General features: G+C 55.2%; 20 protein-coding genes and 1 riboswitch. Of the genes, 15 read left to right on the top strand and 5 right to left on the bottom strand.

The window, feature by feature from the left end; translation table 11 throughout:
* Positions 1-3 precede the first annotated feature (3 nt).
* The gene (yfcE, locus tag BN1139_RS00985; RefSeq protein ID WP_005350648.1) at positions 4-546 is read left to right on the top strand and encodes a phosphodiesterase; all 543 of its coding nucleotides are present in this window, start codon (positions 4-6) and stop codon (positions 544-546) included.
* A gap of 36 nt (positions 547-582) precedes the next feature.
* Here yfcE and BN1139_RS00990 read toward each other — a convergent pair whose 3' ends face one another.
* From BN1139_RS00990 to flgA, 3 genes are all read right to left on the bottom strand, one after another.
* Positions 583-999: a flagella synthesis protein FlgN gene (locus BN1139_RS00990; RefSeq protein WP_041202678.1), complete on the bottom strand. Its 417-nt coding sequence runs from the start codon at positions 997-999 to the stop codon at positions 583-585.
* Positions 996-1,316 (bottom strand): flagellar biosynthesis anti-sigma factor FlgM, encoded by a 321-nt coding sequence (flgM, locus tag BN1139_RS00995; protein WP_005350652.1) that lies wholly within the window; start codon positions 1,314-1,316, stop codon positions 996-998. The genes BN1139_RS00990 and flgM overlap by 4 nt, the downstream gene beginning before the upstream one ends.
* 91 nt (positions 1,317-1,407) lie before the next feature.
* A complete protein-coding gene (gene flgA / locus BN1139_RS01000; RefSeq protein WP_005350654.1) occupies positions 1,408-2,091 on the bottom strand; it encodes a flagellar basal body P-ring formation chaperone FlgA in 684 nt (227 codons plus the stop codon).
* A 144-nt stretch (positions 2,092-2,235) separates the two neighbouring features.
* Here flgA and BN1139_RS01005 point away from each other — a divergent pair, with 144 nt between their 5' ends.
* From BN1139_RS01005 to mgtE, 14 genes are all read left to right on the top strand, one after another.
* On the top strand, positions 2,236-3,147 hold the full coding sequence (locus tag BN1139_RS01005; protein ID WP_005334174.1) for a chemotaxis protein CheV: 912 nt from the start codon (positions 2,236-2,238) through the stop codon (positions 3,145-3,147).
* Positions 3,148-3,164: 17 nt separating this feature from the next.
* The gene (locus BN1139_RS01010; RefSeq protein WP_005350656.1) at positions 3,165-3,989 is read left to right on the top strand and encodes a CheR family methyltransferase; all 825 of its coding nucleotides are present in this window, start codon (positions 3,165-3,167) and stop codon (positions 3,987-3,989) included.
* A 296-nt stretch (positions 3,990-4,285) separates the two neighbouring features.
* On the top strand, positions 4,286-4,684 hold the full coding sequence (gene flgB / locus BN1139_RS01015) for a flagellar basal body rod protein FlgB (RefSeq protein WP_005334169.1): 399 nt from the start codon (positions 4,286-4,288) through the stop codon (positions 4,682-4,684).
* A complete protein-coding gene (gene flgC / locus BN1139_RS01020) occupies positions 4,684-5,103 on the top strand; it encodes a flagellar basal body rod protein FlgC (RefSeq protein WP_005350658.1) in 420 nt (139 codons plus the stop codon). Before flgB ends, flgC begins: the two co-directional genes overlap by 1 nt.
* A 15-nt stretch (positions 5,104-5,118) precedes the next feature.
* A complete protein-coding gene (locus tag BN1139_RS01025) occupies positions 5,119-5,859 on the top strand; it encodes a flagellar hook assembly protein FlgD (protein ID WP_005350659.1) in 741 nt (246 codons plus the stop codon).
* Between the two features lie 10 nt (positions 5,860-5,869).
* Positions 5,870-7,222 (top strand): flagellar hook protein FlgE, encoded by a 1,353-nt coding sequence (gene flgE, locus BN1139_RS01030; RefSeq protein ID WP_005350660.1) that lies wholly within the window; start codon positions 5,870-5,872, stop codon positions 7,220-7,222.
* A 144-nt stretch (positions 7,223-7,366) separates the two neighbouring features.
* On the top strand, positions 7,367-8,113 hold the full coding sequence (gene flgF / locus BN1139_RS01035; protein WP_005334159.1) for a flagellar basal-body rod protein FlgF: 747 nt from the start codon (positions 7,367-7,369) through the stop codon (positions 8,111-8,113).
* A gap of 15 nt (positions 8,114-8,128) precedes the next feature.
* Positions 8,129-8,917, top strand: coding sequence for a flagellar basal-body rod protein FlgG (gene flgG / locus BN1139_RS01040; RefSeq protein WP_005334158.1), 789 nt, complete (start codon positions 8,129-8,131; stop codon positions 8,915-8,917).
* A 14-nt stretch (positions 8,918-8,931) separates the two neighbouring features.
* Positions 8,932-9,603: a flagellar basal body L-ring protein FlgH gene (gene flgH, locus BN1139_RS01045; protein WP_005350662.1), complete on the top strand. Its 672-nt coding sequence runs from the start codon at positions 8,932-8,934 to the stop codon at positions 9,601-9,603.
* 8 nt (positions 9,604-9,611) lie between these two features.
* Positions 9,612-10,709, top strand: a complete 1,098-nt coding sequence (locus BN1139_RS01050; RefSeq protein ID WP_005350664.1) for a flagellar basal body P-ring protein FlgI — start codon at positions 9,612-9,614, stop codon at positions 10,707-10,709.
* Between the two features lie 43 nt (positions 10,710-10,752).
* Positions 10,753-11,826 (top strand): flagellar assembly peptidoglycan hydrolase FlgJ, encoded by a 1,074-nt coding sequence (gene flgJ, locus BN1139_RS01055; RefSeq protein ID WP_005350665.1) that lies wholly within the window; start codon positions 10,753-10,755, stop codon positions 11,824-11,826.
* 3 nt (positions 11,827-11,829) lie between these two features.
* Complete coding sequence (flgK, locus tag BN1139_RS01060) at positions 11,830-13,833, top strand: flagellar hook-associated protein FlgK (protein WP_005350666.1); 2,004 nt, start codon at positions 11,830-11,832, stop codon at positions 13,831-13,833.
* A 4-nt stretch (positions 13,834-13,837) separates the two neighbouring features.
* Positions 13,838-15,046, top strand: a complete 1,209-nt coding sequence (gene flgL, locus BN1139_RS01065) for a flagellar hook-associated protein FlgL (protein WP_005350667.1) — start codon at positions 13,838-13,840, stop codon at positions 15,044-15,046.
* Positions 15,047-15,229: 183 nt separating this feature from the next.
* Positions 15,230-15,399, top strand: a riboswitch (M-box (ykoK) riboswitch).
* A gap of 122 nt (positions 15,400-15,521) precedes the next feature.
* Positions 15,522-16,865 carry a magnesium transporter gene (mgtE, locus tag BN1139_RS01070; protein ID WP_005350668.1) on the top strand — a complete coding sequence of 448 codons (1,344 nt, stop codon included), beginning with the start codon at positions 15,522-15,524 and terminating at the stop codon, positions 16,863-16,865.
* Between the two features lie 60 nt (positions 16,866-16,925).
* Here mgtE and ppx read toward each other — a convergent pair whose 3' ends face one another.
* Together ppx and ppk1 are read right to left on the bottom strand one after the other, a co-directional pair.
* Positions 16,926-18,416, bottom strand: coding sequence for an exopolyphosphatase (gene ppx / locus BN1139_RS01075; RefSeq protein WP_005350669.1), 1,491 nt, complete (start codon positions 18,414-18,416; stop codon positions 16,926-16,928).
* Positions 18,406-20,475: a polyphosphate kinase 1 gene (gene ppk1 / locus BN1139_RS01080; protein ID WP_005350671.1), complete on the bottom strand. Its 2,070-nt coding sequence runs from the start codon at positions 20,473-20,475 to the stop codon at positions 18,406-18,408. The genes ppx and ppk1 overlap by 11 nt, the downstream gene beginning before the upstream one ends.
* Positions 20,476-20,521 lie beyond the last annotated feature (46 nt).

Below are 20,521 nucleotides of genomic sequence, written 5' to 3' on the forward strand. Positions count from 1 at the left end.
TTCATGAAACTTGCCATCATTTCCGACATCCACGGCAGCATCATTGCGCTGGAGCGGGTGCTGACCCAACTTGAGCCCTGGCAGCCGGATCACTATCTGCTGCTCGGCGATCTGCTCAACCATGGCCCGCGCAATCCTCTGCCGGAAGGGTATAACCCGGCCGCGGTGGCCGATCGGCTCAACGAGCTGGCGCCACAGATCATCGCGGTGCGGGGCAATTGCGATTCCGAAGTGGATCAGATGCTGTTGCGCTTTCCCATCACCGCCCCCTACAACCAGTTGCTGGTCGATGAGCGGCGCTGGTTTGTCAGCCATGGCCATCTTTATCGCCCGGACGAGGTTCAGCTTCCGGCGGGTAGTCTGTTCCTGAGCGGCCACACCCATGTGCCGGTGCTGGAGTGGCAGGGGGAACGGATATTGATGAACCCGGGGTCAATCTGTTTCCCGCGCGGCGAGTTGCCTGCCAGTTACGGGTGCTATGAGGACGGGGTACTGCGCGTCAATGCGTGTGAGGACGGGCGAGAGCTGTTGCGACTGGAGCTTTAAAACGGACAGCAAAAATGCAAGGCCTGATAAGAGATGTCAGGCCTTGATACCGTAGGAGCGGGTGCCAGAGCGAGTGTTGCCCCTGGCGTCATAGGTCAGGCTGTTGCGATCGCGCAGCTGACTCAGAAAGGTTGCCAGACGACGGTTTGAGACGATGCTCAATTCAAGCAATCGACCGTTGATATCATTTTGTGCCTGGCAGGCATCCAGTTTTGCACGAAGCTGCGCCATCTGGTCGGGATAGGCTGCCAGCTGCAGTGCCAGTTCCGGCATCTCTGCCAGTGTCTTGTCCAGAGTTTCTATCGCAGCAAGCAACTGCTGTTTGCGCTCGGTCAGTGCGGGCAGGGCCAGTGCCTGATGCTGTTCGAGCAAGCTGAACTCCTCTTCCAGAATGCCTTGCATCTGGCTGAGGTAATCATCTTGGGTGTGCAGTAACGAAGGTAAGTCCATCATCCCAGAACTTTGTCCAGATTGGCCTCGAAACTGAACATCTTCTTGGCAACAGCTTCGCTGTTGACCTGATATTCGCCACTCGCTACGGCTTTTTTCAGTCGTTCGACCTTGCTCTCATTGCCGGTCGAGGCGGTATTGAGGTTTTGTTGCATCTTTTGCAATTGTTGCGCCTCACTGGTCAAGGAGACGGAGTCCAGCTTGACAGTAGCCGCTTTGTTTTCGGGCGATGAGGTGACTGACTTGCTGCCTGTCCCCTGGCTATTAGCGGTATTTTGCAACCGATTATTCGCCAAGTTGTTGATATTGTTGATGGCCATTTTAGTTACCTTCGTCTGCTTTAAGGTTTGCTTACCTGTTTATCGGTGCGGCAGATCAAAACTTTAGAAGAAAGTTGTCAAGGATCCGGATTTAAAAAGTGACCGATACGGCACCTACCGCACTGACTTTACCCTCAACGGTTTTGCCGGAGCGAATATTGACGAGTTTGATGATCTCTCCGAAGCTGCCATCTTGCAAGGCTCGGGCCATGGTTTTGATCTGGAAGTTGCTGTTTTCTGCCGTCAGGGTGACCTGATCCCCTTTGCACACGACACAAACCTGGCTCAAACGGATGGGTTGCCCCGGTTTTAGCTCCCGCTTGCTGCGTACTCCGACAAGAGGTGCCGTGTCAGCCAGGTAGTCGCCGCGGATCAGGGTCTGATCCTGATAGGCCAGGGCCAGCTGGCTTTCACTCAGCAGGTCCCCCTTGGCGATGGGGTTGGCCACAGTGACATAGGGCTTTTGAATGCTGACCCGCACCGGGAGATAGACGTCCCAGGGCCTTTCTTCCTCACATTTAAGGTAAACTGTTGTATTACGGCGAATTTCCATTTTTGCTGGTAAGCTGATAGTGAGCAGATCTTCGCAGCGGGTCAGTGGGAGCCGTTCATCCAGCGTGGCAGAGGTGACCTCTGCTCTGGCATCCAACGGAATATCCAGCTGGCTGTAAACGAACTCTTGTGCCTTTTCTTGCAGATAAGTAGTGACGTCCGAGGCGTAGCTGGAAGATATGCTGCCAAAAAAGAGGCTGATGAGTAAAAGTCGGTTAATCATTTTCGCTCGTTGGTCGATAAGTTGTTCACGCATATCACCATATTTAACTATGATTGCTTCAGAATCTGTTCGTTGTCACATCGATAGTCTGACGCAATCCATCACGCATGCATGATTAATGCCAAGCGTTTTTAGGGAGTGTTTATGGCCAGTATCCTGGACTCGGTCAACCAACGTACCCAGCTAGTGGGGCAAAACCGGCTGGAGTTGTTGTTGTTTCGTCTCAATGGACGTCAAAGATTTGGCATCAACGTATTCAAAGTGCGTGAAGTGTTGCAGTGTCCCCCCTTGACCGTGATGCCCAAACTGAACTCCTGCATCCGCGGGGTCGCACATATTCGTGGCCAGACTATCTCGGTCATCGACCTCAGCATGGCGGTTGGCAAACGCCCGATTGATGATCTGAGCAAATGCTTCATTATCATCTCCGAGTACAACCGCTCTATTCAGGGGTTTCTGGTGCATTCGGTCGAGCGCATCATCAATATGAACTGGGAATCCATCCTGCCTCCGCCCAAAGGTGCGGGTCGCATCAACTACATGACAGCCGTGACTGAAGTCGACGGCGAGTTGGTCGAAATTCTTGATGTTGAGCGGATACTGAATGAAATTTCACCGGTTGCAACGGATGTGAGTGAGGAGTTGGTTCAGGCCAGTGTCGACCACCCGACTCTGGGGCGTCCTGTTCTTGTTGCGGATGACTCCTCAGTGGCACGCAAACAGGTACAACGTGCGCTTGAGGCCATCGGCGTCGAGTGCGTGTTGGCAAAAGATGGCCGCGAAGCATTGAACATGCTGCTGGAAATGACCAAAAATGGTCCTATCAAGGATCAGGTTGCGCTGGTTATTTCGGATATCGAAATGCCGGAAATGGATGGCTATACCTTCACTGCCGAGATCCGGAATAATCCCAATCTCAAGGATTTGCATGTTATTCTGCATACATCACTCAGTGGAGTATTCAACCAGGCAATGGTGCAGAAAGTTGGTGCGAACAATTTTATCGCCAAGTTCCAGCCTGATGAATTGGCCAAGGCCGTACAAAACGCACTCTAATAAAGAAGAACAGCTGCATGAAGACACTTTCGGACGACTTATACAAACAGTTCAGCAACTTTCTGGCGGTACAGAGCGGAATTGTGCTGGGGGATAACAAACAGTATCTGGTGAAGAGCCGTCTTTCACCTTTGATGGCTCAGTTTGGCATCGAGAGTCTGTCTGATCTGGTTACCCGTGCAATGAGTGTGCGAGAGCGTGACCTGAAAATGGCCGTGGTGGATGCCATGACGACCAACGAGACCCTCTGGTTTCGTGATACCTATCCGTTTCAGCTTCTTACCGACAAGATTTTCCCCGAGTTGGGGAAAAGTGGCCGCCCCATCAAGATCTGGTCTGCCGCATCCTCGTCAGGTCAGGAGCCCTATTCCATTGCCATGACGGCACTGGAGCAGCAGATGAAAAAGCCGGGTACCTTGCCTGGTGGCGTGCAGATTGTCGGGACGGATATTTCGACGACCATGCTCAATCAGTGTAAGGAAGGCGTTTACGATAGCCTTGCTCTGGCGCGCGGTTTGTCACCGGAGCGCAAGAAGATGTTTTTTGAGCCCTACGGTGACAACAAGATGCGGGTCGCTGAGCGAGTCAGAAAATTGACCACCTTCCGGCCACTCAACTTGCTGGAGAGTTATAGTTTGCTCGGCAAGTTTGACATTATCTTTTGCCGTAACGTGCTCATCTATTTTGCGCCGGAAGTGAAGTCGAAGATCCTCAACCAGTTTGCTGCCAGTCTCAATCCCGGTGGATATCTGATGCTGGGCGCGTCGGAGTCACTGGCCGGGTTAACCGATCGGTTCGAGATGATCCGCTGCAATCCGGGGATTGTCTACAAGGTCAAATAGGCCTGATGGCCACGATATTCGGGGTTTTACCGGATTTAACCAGTTCATACAAAGAGGGAAGCAGCGAGCTTCCCTCTTTCTTTATCTACAGCTCAGTCTTTCTATTTACCTACCATATCTCGCCATTGCAAAAGTGGTTGCAACCTTAAGGTGGCCAAATGATGCCGTCTGACTCAAGGCACGAGATGCTCCTGCTGTTTTCGGTCTGAAATGTGCTCATACCCAAACCATCGAACTGAGTGATTTGCTTATGGCACACCTCTTGCAAACAAAATAAACCAAGCAGGAGGTGTGCTATGGCTCTTTCATTTGACAAGGCATTCGGTGTGCATCAACACACCATAAGCGTTCGCGCCAAGCGTGCTGAGGTGCTTTCCAGCAATATTGCCAACGCAGATACCCCGGGCTTCAAAGCCAGGGATATCAATTTTGCTCAGGCATTGCAGGAGGCCCAGTCGCATCAGGGGTTTGGTTTGGCAACGACCAGCGAAAAGCACTTTGCCTTGAATATGGACGCCCCAGGTACCGTGCAATATCGCAACCCGCTGCAACCAGATACCGGTGACGGCAATACAGTCGATGTGCAGCAGGAGCGCAGCGAATTTCTGCGCAATAGCCTCGAGTATCAAACCTCCCTTGAATTTATGAATAGCAAAATCAGTGGCCTGCTCAAGGCCCTGAAAGGAGAGCAGTGATGAGTTTGTTCAAGGTCTTTGACATAGCAGGCTCGGCTATGAGTGCACAGTCAGTGCGCCTCAACACGGTTGCCAGCAACATGGCCAACGCGGACAGCGTCAGCTCCAGTGTGGAAAATACTTACCACGCCAGGCGGCCAGTCTTTGCCGCCCAGCTCGATCAGGCTATGTCTGACAAGCAGGGCTCGGTCGGGGTTGAGGTGAAGGGGATTGTCGAGAGCAAGGCGCCACTGCTCAAGGAGTACAACCCCAACCACCCGATGGCGGATAAAGACGGTTTTATCTTCAAGCCAAACGTCAACATGGTTGAAGAGATGGCCGACATGATCAACGCCTCGCGCAGCTACCAGACCAACGTACAGGTTGCAGATTCGGCCAAAAAGATGCTGCAGCAGACGCTCCAGCTTGGCAAATCCTGATAGGAGGGATGTAGCATGGTCGATACAACCAATAATGTGAACGGTATCAGCCGTACCACGACCCAGACGACAGGCACCACTACAACGCCGAAGAAAGAGCTGGATCAAGCTTCTTTTCTGAAGCTGCTGACCATGCAGCTGTCGTATCAGGATCCTTTCAAGCCTGTTGATAACGCCCAGATGCTCTCCCAGATGACATCCATGTCGACTTCTGAGGGGATCAACAGCTTGTCCACCCAGATGGGCAATCTCAATACTCTGATGACATCTAGTCAGGCGCTGCAAGCCTCTGCACTGGTCGGACAAAATGTGCTGCTCCCTAGCAATATCGGTTATTTGGAGAAAGAGGGGTCCATATCCGGGGTTGTGGCTGTCGGTGTCGAGAACAAGTATTCGAATGTGAAAATCACGGTGGAAGATGAAAAGGGTCAGGTGATAAAGGAGTTTCCTCTGGAAGGTGATTTACGCGGCAATGTTGAATTTGCTTGGGATGGTAAAGACAAGAGTGGCAATCCGGCCAAGCCTGGAAAATACGTGATTAAAGCTAACGGCACCATGGATGGAAAGTCGGAGAGCATCTCGGCCCTGACCTATGGCAAGGTTGATAGTGTGGTCCTGGGGAACGGAACCAACCCGACTCAACTTAATCTGAGAGGTCTAGGCACTACAACGCTTAACAGTATCCTGCAAATTTCAGGATCTAATCAGAACAAACCAACAACTCAGTCAAAAACCACGTCGACAGCATCGATCTAAGGAGCTGGATATGTCATTTAACAATGCCTTGAGCGGTGTCAACGCGGCACAAAAAGACTTGAACGTCACCGCCAACAACATTGCCAACGTTAACACCATGGGCTTTAAGGAGTCCCGAGCCGAGTTTGCGGATGTCTATGCCAACTCCATCTTTGTCAACGCTAAGACCCAGGTCGGTAATGGTGTGGCGACCGGTGCGGTTGCCCAGCAGTTCCATCAGGGGGCGCTGCAATTTACCAATAACGCACTCGACTTGGCGATTCAGGGGAATGGATTCTTTGTGACCTCCGATGGCCTGACCAACCTGGATCGCACTTATACTCGTGCCGGTGCCTTCAAGCTCAATGAAAACAGTTATATGGTCAACAATCAGGGCCATTATCTGCAAGGGTATGAAATTAATACGGATGGCACCCCCAAAGCGGTCAGTATCAATGCAACCAAGCCGATCCAGATACCGGATCGGGCGGGCGAGCCAATCAAGACCAGCAAGATTGAGGCAAGCTTCAATTTGCCCTCAACATCAACGACTAAACCACATCTTTTTAACCCTTCTAATTTTGATCCTAAGGATTCGAAAACATACTCATCATCCACCTCGGTAGTCATTTATGACTCGTTGGGAGAGCCGCATACTATCACGAAGTATTTTGTGCGTGACGCAGATACGACAGACCCAACCAAGCCAGCTGATCCCCCGTCTTGGCGCATGTACCTTTATCAAGGTGACAAGCCGATTGATATTGTCGGAGGCGCACAACCAACTATGGCACCAACTTTGAGCCAAGCTCCTCGAGCCGCGCAGATAACGTTTGGTTCTGACGGTAAAATGAATGCGGTGACACCGTTAACACTAAAAACCCAACCATTGGGTCCAGGGGTAGGGAACGCGGGTATCATCACAAATGGCGCTGACCCTACTCAGCAGGTTGATATCGTGTTTGGTACCGTGACCCAATACGCATCTCCTTTTGAAGTCAGCAAGTTGACACAGGATGGTTCCACTGTCGGTCGTTTGACCAAGGTGGAGATCACGCCGGATGGTATTGTCTCTGCCACTTACAGTAACGCGACCACCATCAAGGTGGCCATGGTAGCGATGGCCAAGTTTGCCAACTCGCAAGGATTGACTCAGGTTGGCGATACCTCCTGGCGACAGTCCCTGCTCTCTGGCGATGCCTTGCCGGGGACGCCGAACTCGGGCACTTTCGGGACCATCAAATCATCGGCGCTGGAGCAGTCCAACGTGGATTTGACCTCGGAGCTGGTGGACTTGATCACTGCCCAGCGTAACTTCCAGGCCAACTCCCGTTCTCTGGAGGTCAACAGTTCGCTGCAGCAAACCATCCTGCAGATCCGTTAATCGCGCAATAAATGATAATGAGAGGGGGCTTGGCCCCCTCTCTGTTTCTGTCGCATTCCCATCCTCCTTCTCCCCCCATATCTCTGCTGTTGGCACTCTAATTGCATTTCTCCTGTCAGAGTCATCTGTTTGACGGAGAATTCCATGGATCACCTGCTTTATATCGCCATGTCCGGGGCCAAAGAGACCATGAACAGCTTGGCTGTTCGGGGCAACAACCTCGCCAATGCCAATACCACCGGCTTCAAGTCCGATTTCGAGCAGGCCAGAAGCATGCAAGCGTTCGGAGAGGGCTTGCCAAGCCGGGTGTTTGCCATGGCTGAGCGCCCGGGTCAGAACCTGCAGCATGGCATGCTGATGACCACCGGACGGGATCTGGATGTGGCGGTGGATGGTCCTGGCTGGATTGCCGTGCAGGATCCCAAGGGCGGTGAGGCCTATACCCGCATGGGGAATTTGCAGGTCAATGCGACCGGCAACTTGCAGACCTCGACGGGCCTGAATGTGGTGGATGACGGCGGTCAGCCCATCGTGTTGCCGATGCCGATGGAGAAACTCGAGATCAATCGGGATGGCACCATCAGCGGTCGTCCGGAGGGGGCGGCCGCCAACTTGCCGGAAGATTTTCAGCGGATCAAGCTGGTCAACCCGGCCGCCGATGCGGTGGAGAAGGGGCAAGATGGTCTGTTTCGCCGCAAAGATGGCCAGAATGAACCCGCCTCTGCCAATGTCGGCCTGATTGCCGGCTCCCTTGAGGGGAGCAACGTCAATGTGGTGGATGAGATGACCAACCTGATCCGGCTGCAACGCCAGTTCGAAACCCAGGTCAAAATCATGAAGACGGCCGAAGAGAATGATGAAGCTCAAACCCAACTGCTGCGAATCAGCTAATCAAGGAGTTACACTATGAATCCTGCACTCTGGATCAGCAAGACCGGGTTGGATGCACAGCAGACCAATATTTCGGTCACCTCGAACAACCTGGCGAACGCCAGCACCGTGGGCTTCAAAAAGTCACGGGCCATCTTTGAAGATCTGCTGTATCAAAACATCAATCAGCCCGGTGGCCGCTCCTCTGCCGATACCGAGCTCCCCTCCGGCCTGATGTTGGGGGCGGGTGCCAAGGTGGTGGCGACCCAGAAAAACCACAGCCAGGGCAACGTGCAAACCACCGACAACTCGCTCGATTTGATGATCAGTGGTCGTGGCTACTTTGAAATTCAGCTGCCGGATGGCAGTGCGGCCTATACCCGCAACGGTCAGTTCACCCTCAACGATGAAGGGACCATAGTGACCCCGGGTAATGGCTACCCGCTGCAACCGGAAATCCAGATCCCGGAAAACGCCCAGAGCGTTACGGTGGGTGAAGATGGCCAGGTCTCGGTGCAGCTCAAGGGCGATGGCGCTTCTCAGGTTGTCGGTCAGATCAATATCTCCGACTTCGTCAACGCCAGCGGCTTGCAGCCGATGGGGGAGAACATGTTTGTCGAGACCCAATCCAGCGGTGCTGCCGCTCAGGGGACTGCCGGTGCCGATGGCTTGGGGGTGATCAAGCAGGGGATGCTGGAGACTTCCAACGTCAACGTGACCGAAGAGCTGGTGAACCTCATTCAGGCTCAGCGGGTCTACGAGATGAACTCCAAGGTGCTCTCCGCCGTGGACGGCATGATGTCCTTCCTGATCCAGCGTACCTAATTAGGAGGTGCATGATGAAAGCCGTATGGATGCTGGGATTGTTGGTGCTGGGAGGGTGTAGCAGTACTCCCAATACGCCCAAGCCTGATGATCCCGAGTTTTCCCCCGTCTACGGGGAGTCGGAGCCGGTGTCGGTGCGACCGACAGGGGCGATTTTCCAGCCGGATCAGGTCAATGGCATCTATTCGGATATCAAGGCACACAAGGTAGGTGACATCATTACCATCGAGTTGTCGGAGTCGACCTCTGCCTCGAAAAAGGCCAATACCCAGAGTGGCAAGAATAACAAGTTCAATCTGGACCCGGTCAAGTTGGGTGGCGTGCCCGTGACCGCCAGCCCCTATGATCTCTCAGCCTCCATTGCTCAAGACAGCGCGTTCAAGGGCCAGGCCAAGGCGGATCAGAGCAACAGCCTGCAGGGCAATATTTCGGTCAGCGTGGCCAAGGTACTGCCCAACGGCAATCTGGTGGTGCGCGGTGAGAAGTGGATCATGCTCAACAATGGCAATGAATATATCCGGATCACCGGCCTTATTCGCCCGGAGGACGTGACGTCTGATAACAGCGTTTCGTCCCAGAAAGTGGCCAATGCCCGCATTTACTACGGTGGTACCGGCGATCTGGCCAATAGTCAGGAGCAAGGGTGGCTTACCAGCTTTTTCAATGGTCCCTGGTGGCCGCTCTAGGAGATGTTATGAAGTCACTCCGTCTTGTCACTCTGCTTTGCTGTCTGCTGCCCTTGGGTGTGGCCAATGCGGCCCGGATCAAGGACATCAGCTCGGTTGAAGGGGTGCGTAACAACCAGTTGATTGGTTACGGTCTGGTGGTGGGATTGCCCGGCACTGGCGAGAAGAACAACGCCTTCACCGAGCAGACCTTCCGTACCATGCTCAACAATTTTGGCATCAAGGTGCCGGATAACATCAAGCCCAAGATCAAGGATGTGGCACCGGTGGCGATCCATGCCGACCTGCCTCCCTTCTCCAAACCGGGTCAGACCATCGACGTAACGGTCTCTGCCATTGGCGAGGCCAAGAGCCTGCGGGGAGGCACCCTGTTGCAGAGCTTCCTGAAAGGGCTCGATGGCCGGGTTTATGCGGTCGCGCAGGGCAGTCTGGTGGTTGGTGGTCTGGGGGCCGAGGGGGCTGATGGTTCCAAGGTTGTGATCAATACCCCGACCGTCGGGCGGATTGCCAACGGTGCGACCGTGGAGCGGGAGGTGCCCAACTCCTTCAGTCAGGGTGACACCATCACCTTCAACCTTAACCGACCCGACTTTACTACGGCGCGCCGTCTGGCCGATGTGGTCAACGATCTGGTGGGGCCCAATACCGCTCAGGCGCTCGATGCTACCTCGGTCAAGGTCTATGCCCCGCGGGATCCGGGTCAGCGGGTCTCCTATCTCGCCACCATCGAGAACCTGGAGGTGGATCCGGCCAATGAGGCGGCCAAGATCATCGTCAACTCCCGCACTGGCACCATAGTGATAGGCAGTCAAGTCAAGCTCAAACCGGCGGCCATCAGCCATGGCGGGTTGACGGTGACCATCGCCGAAAACCAGCAGGTCTCCCAGCCCAACCCGTTGGCGGGAGGAGAGACGACGGTGACCAACAACTCGACCATCAATGTCCAGCAGGAGCCGGGGCGAATGTTCAAGTTTGATACCGGTGCGACCCTGGACGATCTGGTCCGGGCGGTCAATCAGGTCGGGGTCGCCCCCGGTGATTTGATGGCCATCCTTGAGGCGCTGCAGCAGGCAGGCGCCATCGAGGGGCAACTGGTCATATTGTAACAAGCGGCAAGTGGTTGCCACGGGTGGCAATGAGGTAAGCAAAATGGCGGAGTTTGACAGCAACAGCGGCATGAATCTCGGGATGGTACAGGACATCAAGAACCTGGACCGTTTGCGCCAGATGAGCCAAAGCAAAGAGGGACAGGCCGAAGCGCTCAAGAGTGCGTCACGGCAGTTCGAGTCAATCTTTACCCAGATGCTGTTTCAGAGCATGCGTCAGGCCAACGGCGTGTTGACTCAGGACAACCCGATGAACAGCAGCTATACCCAGTTCTATGAAGGGATGCTGGATGAGCAGCGGGTTGCCGACATGTCCAGCAAGGGGGGACTGGGATTGGCTGACATGGTGGCCAAGCAGCTCTCTCCCGAGACCTTTACCCATCAGGATGGACGGGTGCTCAAGATGCCGCAGCGTACCGAACGGACCTACAAACCCTATCAGCCACCCACGGCCGCTGCCGATGATTTGATCGCGGCATCAAAAGTTGGCAAAGATTTTGCTGAAAGAGAGATGACCGAGGGGGTCAAGGAGAGCCACGCACTCACTATGCCCCGTCGACCGCACCGCAGCATTCCGCCCATGGGGCGCATGGTCAGCGAAGAGGGCAGTGCCACCGGTAGTGGGGGCAAAGAGTTCGATACGCCCGAAGAGTTCGTCAATCGCCTGATGCCGCTGGCCAAGAAAGCGGCCGACAAGCTGGGGTTAAGCCCGGCGGTACTGGTCGCACAGGCGGCACTGGAGAGCGGTTGGGGCAAGCGGGTGATCAAGGATGGCGAGGGGCAGGTGACCCATAACCTGTTTGGCATCAAGGCCGATCCGCGCTGGGAAGGGCCAAAGGCGGTGGTCAGCACGCTCGAGTATGAGCAAGGCGTCGCCTCCCGCCAGAAAGCGGCATTTCGCTCCTATGAGTCGTTTGAAGAGAGCTTCAACGACTATGTGGACTTCCTCACTTCCGGCTCTCGCTACAAGGGAGCCCTGGCGAAGGTGGATAGTCCTGATCGCTACTTTGAGGCGCTGCAACAGGCGGGTTATGCCACCGACCCGCACTACGCCAGAAAATTGAAACAGGTATTGCGCAGTGACGCCATTGCCCAATACAACGAGATGGAGCTGTAACGTATGGCAAGCGACCTGCTTGGGATTGGTTCATCGGGCGTGCTGGCACAGCAACGCCTGCTGCAGACCACCAGTAACAACATAGTGAACGTCAATAGCCAGGGCTATGTGCGTGAGCGTACGCTGGTGTATACCAATACCATCGGTCTGGGGACCGGTGACATCAAGACCCAGCGGGTAATCAACGACTATATGCAGGGGGAGGTGCGCCGTGATACCTCCGCCTATCATGCCTCCCTGACCCATTATGAACAGCTGGCTGGCGTTGACAGCTTGCTTGGGGATACCAGCAACAGCGTGGGGGCGGCCATCACCTCCTACTTCAAGTCATTTCACTCAGCCAATGAATCGCCTGCCGAGATCGGTGGGCGCAAGGTGGTGATGACGGAGTTGAGTGGCATGGTCAACCGTTTTCATACCCTCTCGGCGCAGCTCGACAAGCAGAGCGATACCCTCAACACCCGCATTGAAGATGAAACCAAGCAGGTCAACAGCCTGCTCACCAGCATCAATGATCTTAATCAGGCCATCATCCGCACCCAGGGGTCACCCGAAGAGAACCTGATGCTGTTTGATCAGCGGGATGAGGCGATCCGCCAGCTGTCGGAGAAGATGGATATTCGCACCGTAGCCCAACCCAACGGCAGCATGCTGGTCAATATGAGCACTGGCCATTCGCTGATCCTCGATGGGGGCGTCGCCCAGTTCAAGGTGATTGCAGGAGATCCTGACTCCCGGGATCAGGAGCTGCAACTGACTCTGGGGGATAATCAGGCAACCATCGACCACGATACGTTTGGTGGCGCCATGGGGGGGCTGTTCAAGGCGCGTACCGACCTTGAGCCTACCAAGCGCGAACTGGGGCAGCTGGCCGTGGCGATGGCCGATGCGATGAACCAGCAGAACCGCCTCGGGATGGATCTGGATAACGAGATTGGCGGCGATATTTTCACCCTGCCTACCAGCAAGGGCTTACCCTACGGCAATAACACCGGGACGGTCGGGGCGAATGTCAGCTTTGTGCCGGGCAAGGGGACATCAGTGACCCCGTTTGATTACGAAGTGCGCTTTAGCAGCGCCACCGGTTATGAGGTGTTCTCGCTGGACAAGTCTGGTAATCGAACCTCTGTGGCGACTGGCACGACCCCTCCTGCAACGTTTGAACTCACGGGTCACGGCATTTCAATCGATCTCACCGGTGCGCCGGCTGCGGGTGACAGACTGTTGCTGCAACCGACCAAAAGTGCGGCCGCCGGTCTGGGTCAGCTGATCACCCGACCGGAAGATTTGGCCCTGGCCTCTCCGCTTAAAGCGGAAAAGACCACCAATAATGGCGGCGGGGCGGATATCAAACTGGGTGGCGTATTCAATACAGGTGCAGGGTCAGGTTTTGGTACCAATAGTCTGAGCCCGACAGCGCCTCAGGTCGTCAAGATTGACGCCAACGGTAACTATCAGGTGTTTCAAGCCGATGGCACTACCCTGATTGGCACTGCCCCTGCGAGCAGCAAAGGGCAAAACCTGATGTCTGCGATCGTCAACCCTTTCCCCGCCGGAGCCGCAGTCTATGCCAACCCGAAACAGGCGCCCGGCTACGAGTTCAGCATCACCGGAACGGTGAATGCTAACGACAGCTTCAAGCTCAGTTACAACAGCAATGGCTTTGCCGATAACAGCAATGGACTGGTTCTGGCCGAGCTGCAAAACAAGGATCTGGTGCGCAAGAGCACCAATGGTGGGACGACCAACGACAAGATGACCTTCAATCAGGCCTATTCCGGGTTGGTGATGGAAGTGGGTAACAATACCAGTCAGGCAAAAACGCTGCTCAAGGCCAATGAGTCCAAGCTTATCCAGAGTACCGGCATCTTTGAAAGCGTGTCTGGGGTCAATCTGGAGGAGGAGGCGGCCAATCTGATCCGCTTCCAGCAATCCTATGCGGCATCGGCGCAAATTGTCAGCACGGCCAAAACCATTTTCGATACACTGCTCTCTTCCGTGAGGTAACGTCATGCGCATCACCACCAACATGATCTACGACCGGAATATCTATTCCCTCAACAGTGCCAACGAGCGGTTGAATACTGCCTACCAACAGCTGCAAACCGGTAATAAATTTCAGACTGCCGGCGAAGATCCCGCGGGGATGAGCCAGAAGATGGCACTGACCAAGGAGATTGACCTGTTCAAGCAGTACAGTGTCAATGGCAGCTTGCTGGAAAACAGCCTGGGGCATGAAGAGACAGTATTGGATTCTCTTAATACGGCAATGCTCAGTGCCCAGACTCTGATCCAGAAGTCAAATAATGGCGCTATCAGCATGGATGATCGCAAGGCCATAGCCAGCGAGCTGGAAGGGTTGCAGCAGCAAATGTTTGATCTGATGAATAGCAAAAACTCCTCGGGTGAATTTATATTTGGTGGCAATCAGAGCAAGACCCAGCCATATATCAAAGACGCCAACGGAAAGTATATCTATCAGGGGGACCCTGGTCAGCGAAATATTCAGGTCTCACCCACAGTACAAATTGCTGCCAATGATTCCGGGCAGGATCTGTTTGAAATCGTGGCGACCAGAAGAACTGCCAGTGCAACCACCGCAAATATCAAGGTCGGAGTCGGTGATCAGGGCAACTTTGATAATTTCTATAAGTCCAATTATAACTCTGCACTGCCCAGCAACACCTATACCGTATCAACCATCATAGGCCCGCCTGATACCTATGATATCAAGGATGCCGGTGGTACTACCCTGCAAACGGGTAACTACACTGCTGGCACCAAGATCCCCTTCAATGGTCTGGAGTTGACCCTTGATTTGCCTGCAGGTGGTGCGGCTCAGCAGTTTGACCTTAATCCACCAAAAAATGACAACGTGCTGAACGGGATGTCGGATTTTATTACCGCTTTGCGTGATCCCGCTATTACCGCTGACAACTTTGCGCTGGAAGTAGCCGATGCTACCGTCCATATGAAGAATGCTCGCCTGAATATCGATCATGGATTGGGGGAGTTGGGTGGCAGGATGAACAGTCTCGAGGCAGTCATGGATTCTAACGAGGGGTTGAGTACCCTCAACGCCGAGGCGAGAGCCAAGGTATCGGAAGCGGATCTCTATGAAGTGATTTCCGCGCTGTCAAAAGAGGATGCGGCATTGAGTGCCTCGCAACTCTCGTTCAGCAAAATAAGCCGTCTGACGCTATTTGACTATATTCGCTAATTAAAGAAGGGCCCCTTTGGGGCCTTTTCTTTTATCCTGGTTCTGTAAATTGGTTCCGTGTCATCTCCTGCCAATTGTAACAAGCTGTTGCCGTTGCCAATTTAATGGTGGTTGCGGGGTTGACCTCCCAGCGGGATTGGATAATCATGCCGCCCGCACAACAGAGGGTTGTGCGAATTATTTGCAGCATCTCGTTAGGCGAGGCTCCTGTATAAACACAGGCCACTGATCTCACGACGTCCAGAGACGCCCAAGATCAGGACAGTTTTCATCGGATTAAGGTGTAAACCCAAGTGGCTTCCGGCATGCCGGATACGTTATACAGTGCTAAAGCTGGTACGTGGGGATGATGACACGCCGAACGGCGTCATTTCCTGCCTATTACTCGTCAATCAAATTGCTGTTTTCTTGTCGTTGCATCCGGCTATTTCCGGAGGCATTCAGGCTCGCCTGAAATCACATGAGGATATCTGTGATGAAGAAAACACATACCATTCTTAACCGTCACCAACTGCTCGATCTGGCCGCCCTGCAGGGTTGGCTGGAACATAATCTGGATCCGGTTCAGCGCGCCGATCAACTGCTGACCCTGCGTCCGGAAGAGCTCAACTGCATCTTTGATACCCTGCCAATTCCGCAAGGGGCCGAACTGCTTGGTTCACTCTCGGCCGAGAGTGCCGGGCGCCTGTTGCAGCGGCTCCATGGCAGCATCGTCAGCGTGTTGCAGGAGGCTATTCCCCGCCGTGAGATGGTCGCCATCCTGCGCAAACTGGGTCGTCAGGATCGCACAATGTTGCTGGCTCGCTTCCCGACCCAGGCGCAGGCCATGTATTACTCCCTGCTGGATTGGCCCACCGAGTCGGTGGGGGCCAACATGCGCCACGAATATCTGGCGGTGCGGGAGGAGGACACGGTCGGTCACGCCAAACAGCTGATCCACGATGCCTGGGATAATGCCCAGCTGTTTCGCCATATTTATGTGGTCAACGGGGATGGTCGTCTGCAAGGAAGCCTCTCCCTCAAGACCTTGTTGATCGCCGACCCGCTGGCCAGTGTCGCGACCCTGATGGATCGGGAGACGGTGCGGATCAACGCCCGAGCCGATCAGGAGCTGGCAGCGCGCCTGCTCATCGACCGCGACCTGTCGGTATTACCGGTCGAGGATCAGGGGCGACTGGTCGGTATTTTCCACGTCGATGATGCGGCGGATATTCTGGAGCTCGAATCCACCGAGGATGCCGAGATGCAGGGTGGCTCCTCGCCACTCGATACTCCCTATCTGCAGGCGACCCCCTGGCAGCTGTGGCGCAAACGGGTGGGCTGGCTGCTTATCCTGTTCGTGGCGGAAGCCTACACCGGCACCGTGCTGCGGGCATTTGAGGAGCAGCTGGAAGCGGCCATCGCGCTGGCTTTCTTCATTCCGCTCCTGATCGGTACTGGTGGTAACAGCGGCACCCAGATCACCACTACCATAGTACGAGCCATGGCGGTCGGGGAGGTGAGTCTGCGCAACCTTGGCACCGTGCTGAAAAAGGAACTCTCCACCGGTCTGCTCATCTCGGGGGCCATTGCCATGGCGGCCTGGGTACGGGCATGGAGTCTCGGTGTCGGTCCCCAGATTGGCATGGTGGTGACCTTTACCATCATCGCCATCGTGCTCTGGAGTGCTACGGTCGCGTCCATTATTCCCATGGTGCTGCGCCGTTTCCGCATCGATCCTGCGGTGGTCTCTGCGCCATTCATCGCGACATTGGTGGATGGCACCGGCCTTATCATCTACTTCGAGATGGCCAAGCTGTTGCTGCCCGAGTTGCAGTAACGGGTAGATTGATATGAAAAAGGCAGCCAGTGGGCTGCCTTTTGCATTTATCTTTCCGGTTTAGCCGAGCTGGAACAACAGTGGCCAGCCCTGCTCCTGGCAATAACGATGCTCCTTCTCCAGATTCTGCATCAGGAGACGGTTCTCCTCGCACCAGTCGATCGGCAGGGTCACGACCAGCTGATCCCCTTGCACTGCGACTTTCCACTCAGGCAGCAGGTTGTCCTGACGCTTGTGGTGAGCGGCGACTGCGAGGCGCAGGATGCGGATGCAACGCAGCACCGTCTGCATGTCGTGGTTGGGCAGGGGAGGCAGCTCGGAGAGCTTGAGCCCCTTGCGCTGAAAGCGTACCAGCGCTGCCAGCAGGGCCTGATCGTCCTGGTTGAAGCCGGGCAGGTCGGTGTGTTGCAGGATATAGGCGGAGTGGCGATGAATGCCGCTGTAGTTGATGGCAAGGCCAATTTCGTGAAGCCGGGCCGCCCAGCCGAGGATGGCGCGATAGGGCTCTACTTCCATCTGCCAGGGCTCTTGCAAGGCATCAAACAGGGTCAGCACGCTCTGCTCCACCCGGGCTGCCTGTTTTTTGTCCATCCGGTAGTGGGTACCGAGCGCCTGTGCGGTGCGCTCGCGAATATCGTGGTGCTGCAAGCGCTCCTCGAATTCATAAAGCAACCCTTCGCGCAGGGCACCATCGGAGTAGTCGAGCCGCTCGATGGGCAGCGAGGTAAACAGCCCGAGCAGGATGGCGACCGCAGCGGCAAACACCTCCTGACGCTCCTCGGTAAGCCCTGTCAGCTTGAGGTTATCGACTCGCTTGTGCTCAATCATCAGCGCCTTGAGCCGCATCAGCCCCTCCAGCGTGATGCTGCCGTCAGTCAGCCCTTCCCCTTGCAGTACATCCCGTACCGTACGAATGGAGCCTGAGCTGCCAAGGCAGCTCTGCCAGCCCAGCTTGCGGTACTGGTTGACGATGGGGGCGAGCTGGTGCTGCGCCTCCAGCACGGCATTGGTGAAGTGCTTGTCGCTCAGCTTGCCGCTGGCGAAGAAGCTTTGGGTAAAGCTGACGCAGCCCATCTTGCGACTGGTGAGGGCTTTGTGTTCAAACCCTTCACCTATGATGAGTTCGGTGCTGCCACCGCCGATATCGATCACCAGTACCTGGCCCTCGATATGCTGGGTATGGGCAACCCCCTGATAGATGAGCCGTGCTTCTTCCTGCCCGCTGATGATCTCGATGGGGTGGTTGAGCACCTTGGCTGCTTCACTCACAAATTCGCGGGCGTTGCTGGCGCGGCGCAGGGTATAGGTACCTGCGATGCGGATCTGATCCGGTTTGATATTGGTGAGGCGCTCGGCAAACAGCGACAGGCAGGCGAGGCCGCGTTCCATCGCCTCCGGGCTCATCCGTTTCTGCTCATCCATCCCTTCCGCCAGCCGGACTCGCTCCTTGATGCGATCGACGATGCGAAAACGCCCTTCGCTCAGATGGGCGATCACCATATGAAAACTGTTGGAGCCGAGATCCACGGCGGCATAGAGACTATTGTCCATTGTTTGACTCGATACGTTTGAGATAGTCGTAAATCGCCACCTGAGAGCGGATCTTGCGGCGGTTGCCCCGCTTCACATATTCGTTCTGCTGGTCGGCATCAATGACCCGCGCCTTGCAGGTATCACTCAGTTGTAGCTCGAGAATGTCCATGATGCGCTGCTTGAGCCGCTCGTCATAAATGGGGGTGCCCACCTCGATCCGGCCGTCGATATTGCGGCTCATCCAGTCGGCGCTGGAGATATAGAGCTGGGGGTTGCCCTTGTTGTGGAACACCATCACCCGAGGGTGCTCGAGGAAGCGGTCGATGATGCTGATCACCTTGATGTTGTCACTGAGGCCCGGTACGCCCGGGCGCAGGGCGCACATGCCACGGATGATCATCTGGATCGGTACTCCCGCCTGCCCGGCGGCATAGAGGCGGTTGATGAGATCCTTGTCCACCAGATTGTTGATCTTGAGGATGATACCGCTCGGTTGGCCCGCCTTGGCGTTGGAGAGCTCGTTGTCGATGAGGCGATAGAGCTGACGGCGGCTGTTGATGGGGGAGACCAGCAGGTGGTTGAATTTGTAACGCTTATATGGGTACTCGATGTATTCAAATACCCCTTCCACTTCGGCGGTGATATCCGGATTGCGGGTGAGCAGCGAGAAGTCGGTGTAGATCTTGGCGGTCTTCTCGTTGAAGTTACCGGTGCCGATATGGGCATAGCGTACCGCCTCGCCATTTTCGTGGCGGGTGATGAGGCAGAGCTTGGAGTGGATCTTGAGGCTCGGCACCCCGAACACCACCTTGACCCCGGCATCGGTGAGAATATTGGCCCAGTCGATGTTGGCCGCTTCGTCGAAACGGGCGCGCAGCTCGACCACCACGGTCACCTTCTTGCCGTTGTTGGCGGCATCGATGAGGGAGTGGATGATCCGCGACTTCTTGGCCACCCGATAAATGTTGATGCGAATGGCGCTGACCGCCGGATCGAACGCCGCCTGGCGCACCAACTCGGTGAAGTGGTGGAACTTGTGGTACGGGTAGTAGAGCAGGATATCCTGCTTGGTAATCGCATCGAAGGCGTTGACGAAGCCGTCAAAATCGCGGCAATCGAGGGCCGGCAGCTTGGGGTTTTCCAGATAGTCACGACCCACGTTGGGGAAGCCGATGAAATCCTTGAAGTTATGATAACGCCCACCCGGCATGATGGCGTCATAGGAGCTGATCTGCAGCTTGAGCTTGAGGAAGCTAATCATGGCAGCGGGCATCTCCCGCTCGTAGACGAAGCGTACCGGCATGGCGGTGAGGCGCTGCTTCAAGCCGTCACTCATCTTGTCCACCAGGCTCAAGTCCAGCTGGTCGGAGAGATCATATTCGGCATCCCGGGTCAGCTTCACCGCATAGGCGGCAATCTCGTCGTAGTCGAAGAAGCCTTTGAAGATCTCGTCGAGGCAGAAGCGGATGACGTTATCCAGAATGATGATCTGCTTCTTGCGGCGGGTCCCTTCCGGCGGCAGCTGGAAGAAGCGGGGCAGGTCGTCGGTCGGCACTTCCACCAGGGCGTACTGGATCACCTGACCGTTCTTCTTCATCTCGATGGCCAGATAGGTGTACTCATCCTTGAGGAATTTGACCGGATTGACCTCTTTGTTGAGCAGGATCGGGATGATGTGACGCAGCACCTTCTCCTTGAAGAAGACCCGCAGCCACTTCTGAATGGCATCGGAGAGCTGGTTCTCGTTGACCAGAAAGATGTTGTGGCGGGCCAGCGCAATCAACAGCTCTTTATAGGTGTTGTCGAACGCTTCACCGAGCGCCATCACTTTTTGCTGGATGGCGCGTAGCAGCACTTTCGCTTCATCGTCGCCACCATGTACTTCATTGATGAGGATGCGACGCTTGACGTCCGATACCCGTACCTTGAAGAACTCATCCTGGTTGGAGGAGAAGATCCCCAGAAAACGAACCCGCTCGATGAGGGGCACCGTCTTGTCCATTGCCTCTTGCAACACCCGTTCATTGAATGAGAGCCAGCTCAGCTCTTTCTCTTCATACTGCTTGTCGGTGCTCATCTTGTGCCTCTGTTTCAGGTCGCGTCTGCGCGGCAGTTATGGCGTT

This window comes from Aeromonas veronii bv. veronii, from assembly GCF_000820225.1.
GTDB lineage: Bacteria > Pseudomonadota > Gammaproteobacteria > Enterobacterales > Aeromonadaceae > Aeromonas > Aeromonas veronii.

Excerpts from the sequence above, each read along its gene's own strand:
- yfcE (WP_005350648.1), top strand. The coding sequence starts at position 4 with ATGAAACTTGCCATCATTTCCGACATCCACGGCAGCATCATTGCGCTG.
- BN1139_RS00990 (WP_041202678.1), bottom strand. The coding sequence starts at position 999 with ATGATGGACTTACCTTCGTTACTGCACACCCAAGATGATTACCTCAGC.
- flgM (WP_005350652.1), bottom strand. The coding sequence starts at position 1,316 with ATGGCCATCAACAATATCAACAACTTGGCGAATAATCGGTTGCAAAAT.
- flgA (WP_005350654.1), bottom strand. The coding sequence starts at position 2,091 with ATGATTAACCGACTTTTACTCATCAGCCTCTTTTTTGGCAGCATATCT.
- BN1139_RS01005 (WP_005334174.1), top strand. The coding sequence starts at position 2,236 with ATGGCCAGTATCCTGGACTCGGTCAACCAACGTACCCAGCTAGTGGGG.
- BN1139_RS01010 (WP_005350656.1), top strand. The coding sequence starts at position 3,165 with ATGAAGACACTTTCGGACGACTTATACAAACAGTTCAGCAACTTTCTG.
- flgB (WP_005334169.1), top strand. The coding sequence starts at position 4,286 with ATGGCTCTTTCATTTGACAAGGCATTCGGTGTGCATCAACACACCATA.
- flgC (WP_005350658.1), top strand. The coding sequence starts at position 4,684 with ATGAGTTTGTTCAAGGTCTTTGACATAGCAGGCTCGGCTATGAGTGCA.
- BN1139_RS01025 (WP_005350659.1), top strand. The coding sequence starts at position 5,119 with ATGGTCGATACAACCAATAATGTGAACGGTATCAGCCGTACCACGACC.
- flgE (WP_005350660.1), top strand. The coding sequence starts at position 5,870 with ATGTCATTTAACAATGCCTTGAGCGGTGTCAACGCGGCACAAAAAGAC.
- flgF (WP_005334159.1), top strand. The coding sequence starts at position 7,367 with ATGGATCACCTGCTTTATATCGCCATGTCCGGGGCCAAAGAGACCATG.
- flgG (WP_005334158.1), top strand. The coding sequence starts at position 8,129 with ATGAATCCTGCACTCTGGATCAGCAAGACCGGGTTGGATGCACAGCAG.
- flgH (WP_005350662.1), top strand. The coding sequence starts at position 8,932 with ATGAAAGCCGTATGGATGCTGGGATTGTTGGTGCTGGGAGGGTGTAGC.
- BN1139_RS01050 (WP_005350664.1), top strand. The coding sequence starts at position 9,612 with ATGAAGTCACTCCGTCTTGTCACTCTGCTTTGCTGTCTGCTGCCCTTG.
- flgJ (WP_005350665.1), top strand. The coding sequence starts at position 10,753 with ATGGCGGAGTTTGACAGCAACAGCGGCATGAATCTCGGGATGGTACAG.
- flgK (WP_005350666.1), top strand. The coding sequence starts at position 11,830 with ATGGCAAGCGACCTGCTTGGGATTGGTTCATCGGGCGTGCTGGCACAG.
- flgL (WP_005350667.1), top strand. The coding sequence starts at position 13,838 with ATGCGCATCACCACCAACATGATCTACGACCGGAATATCTATTCCCTC.
- mgtE (WP_005350668.1), top strand. The coding sequence starts at position 15,522 with ATGAAGAAAACACATACCATTCTTAACCGTCACCAACTGCTCGATCTG.
- ppx (WP_005350669.1), bottom strand. The coding sequence starts at position 18,416 with ATGGACAATAGTCTCTATGCCGCCGTGGATCTCGGCTCCAACAGTTTT.
- ppk1 (WP_005350671.1), bottom strand. The coding sequence starts at position 20,475 with ATGAGCACCGACAAGCAGTATGAAGAGAAAGAGCTGAGCTGGCTCTCA.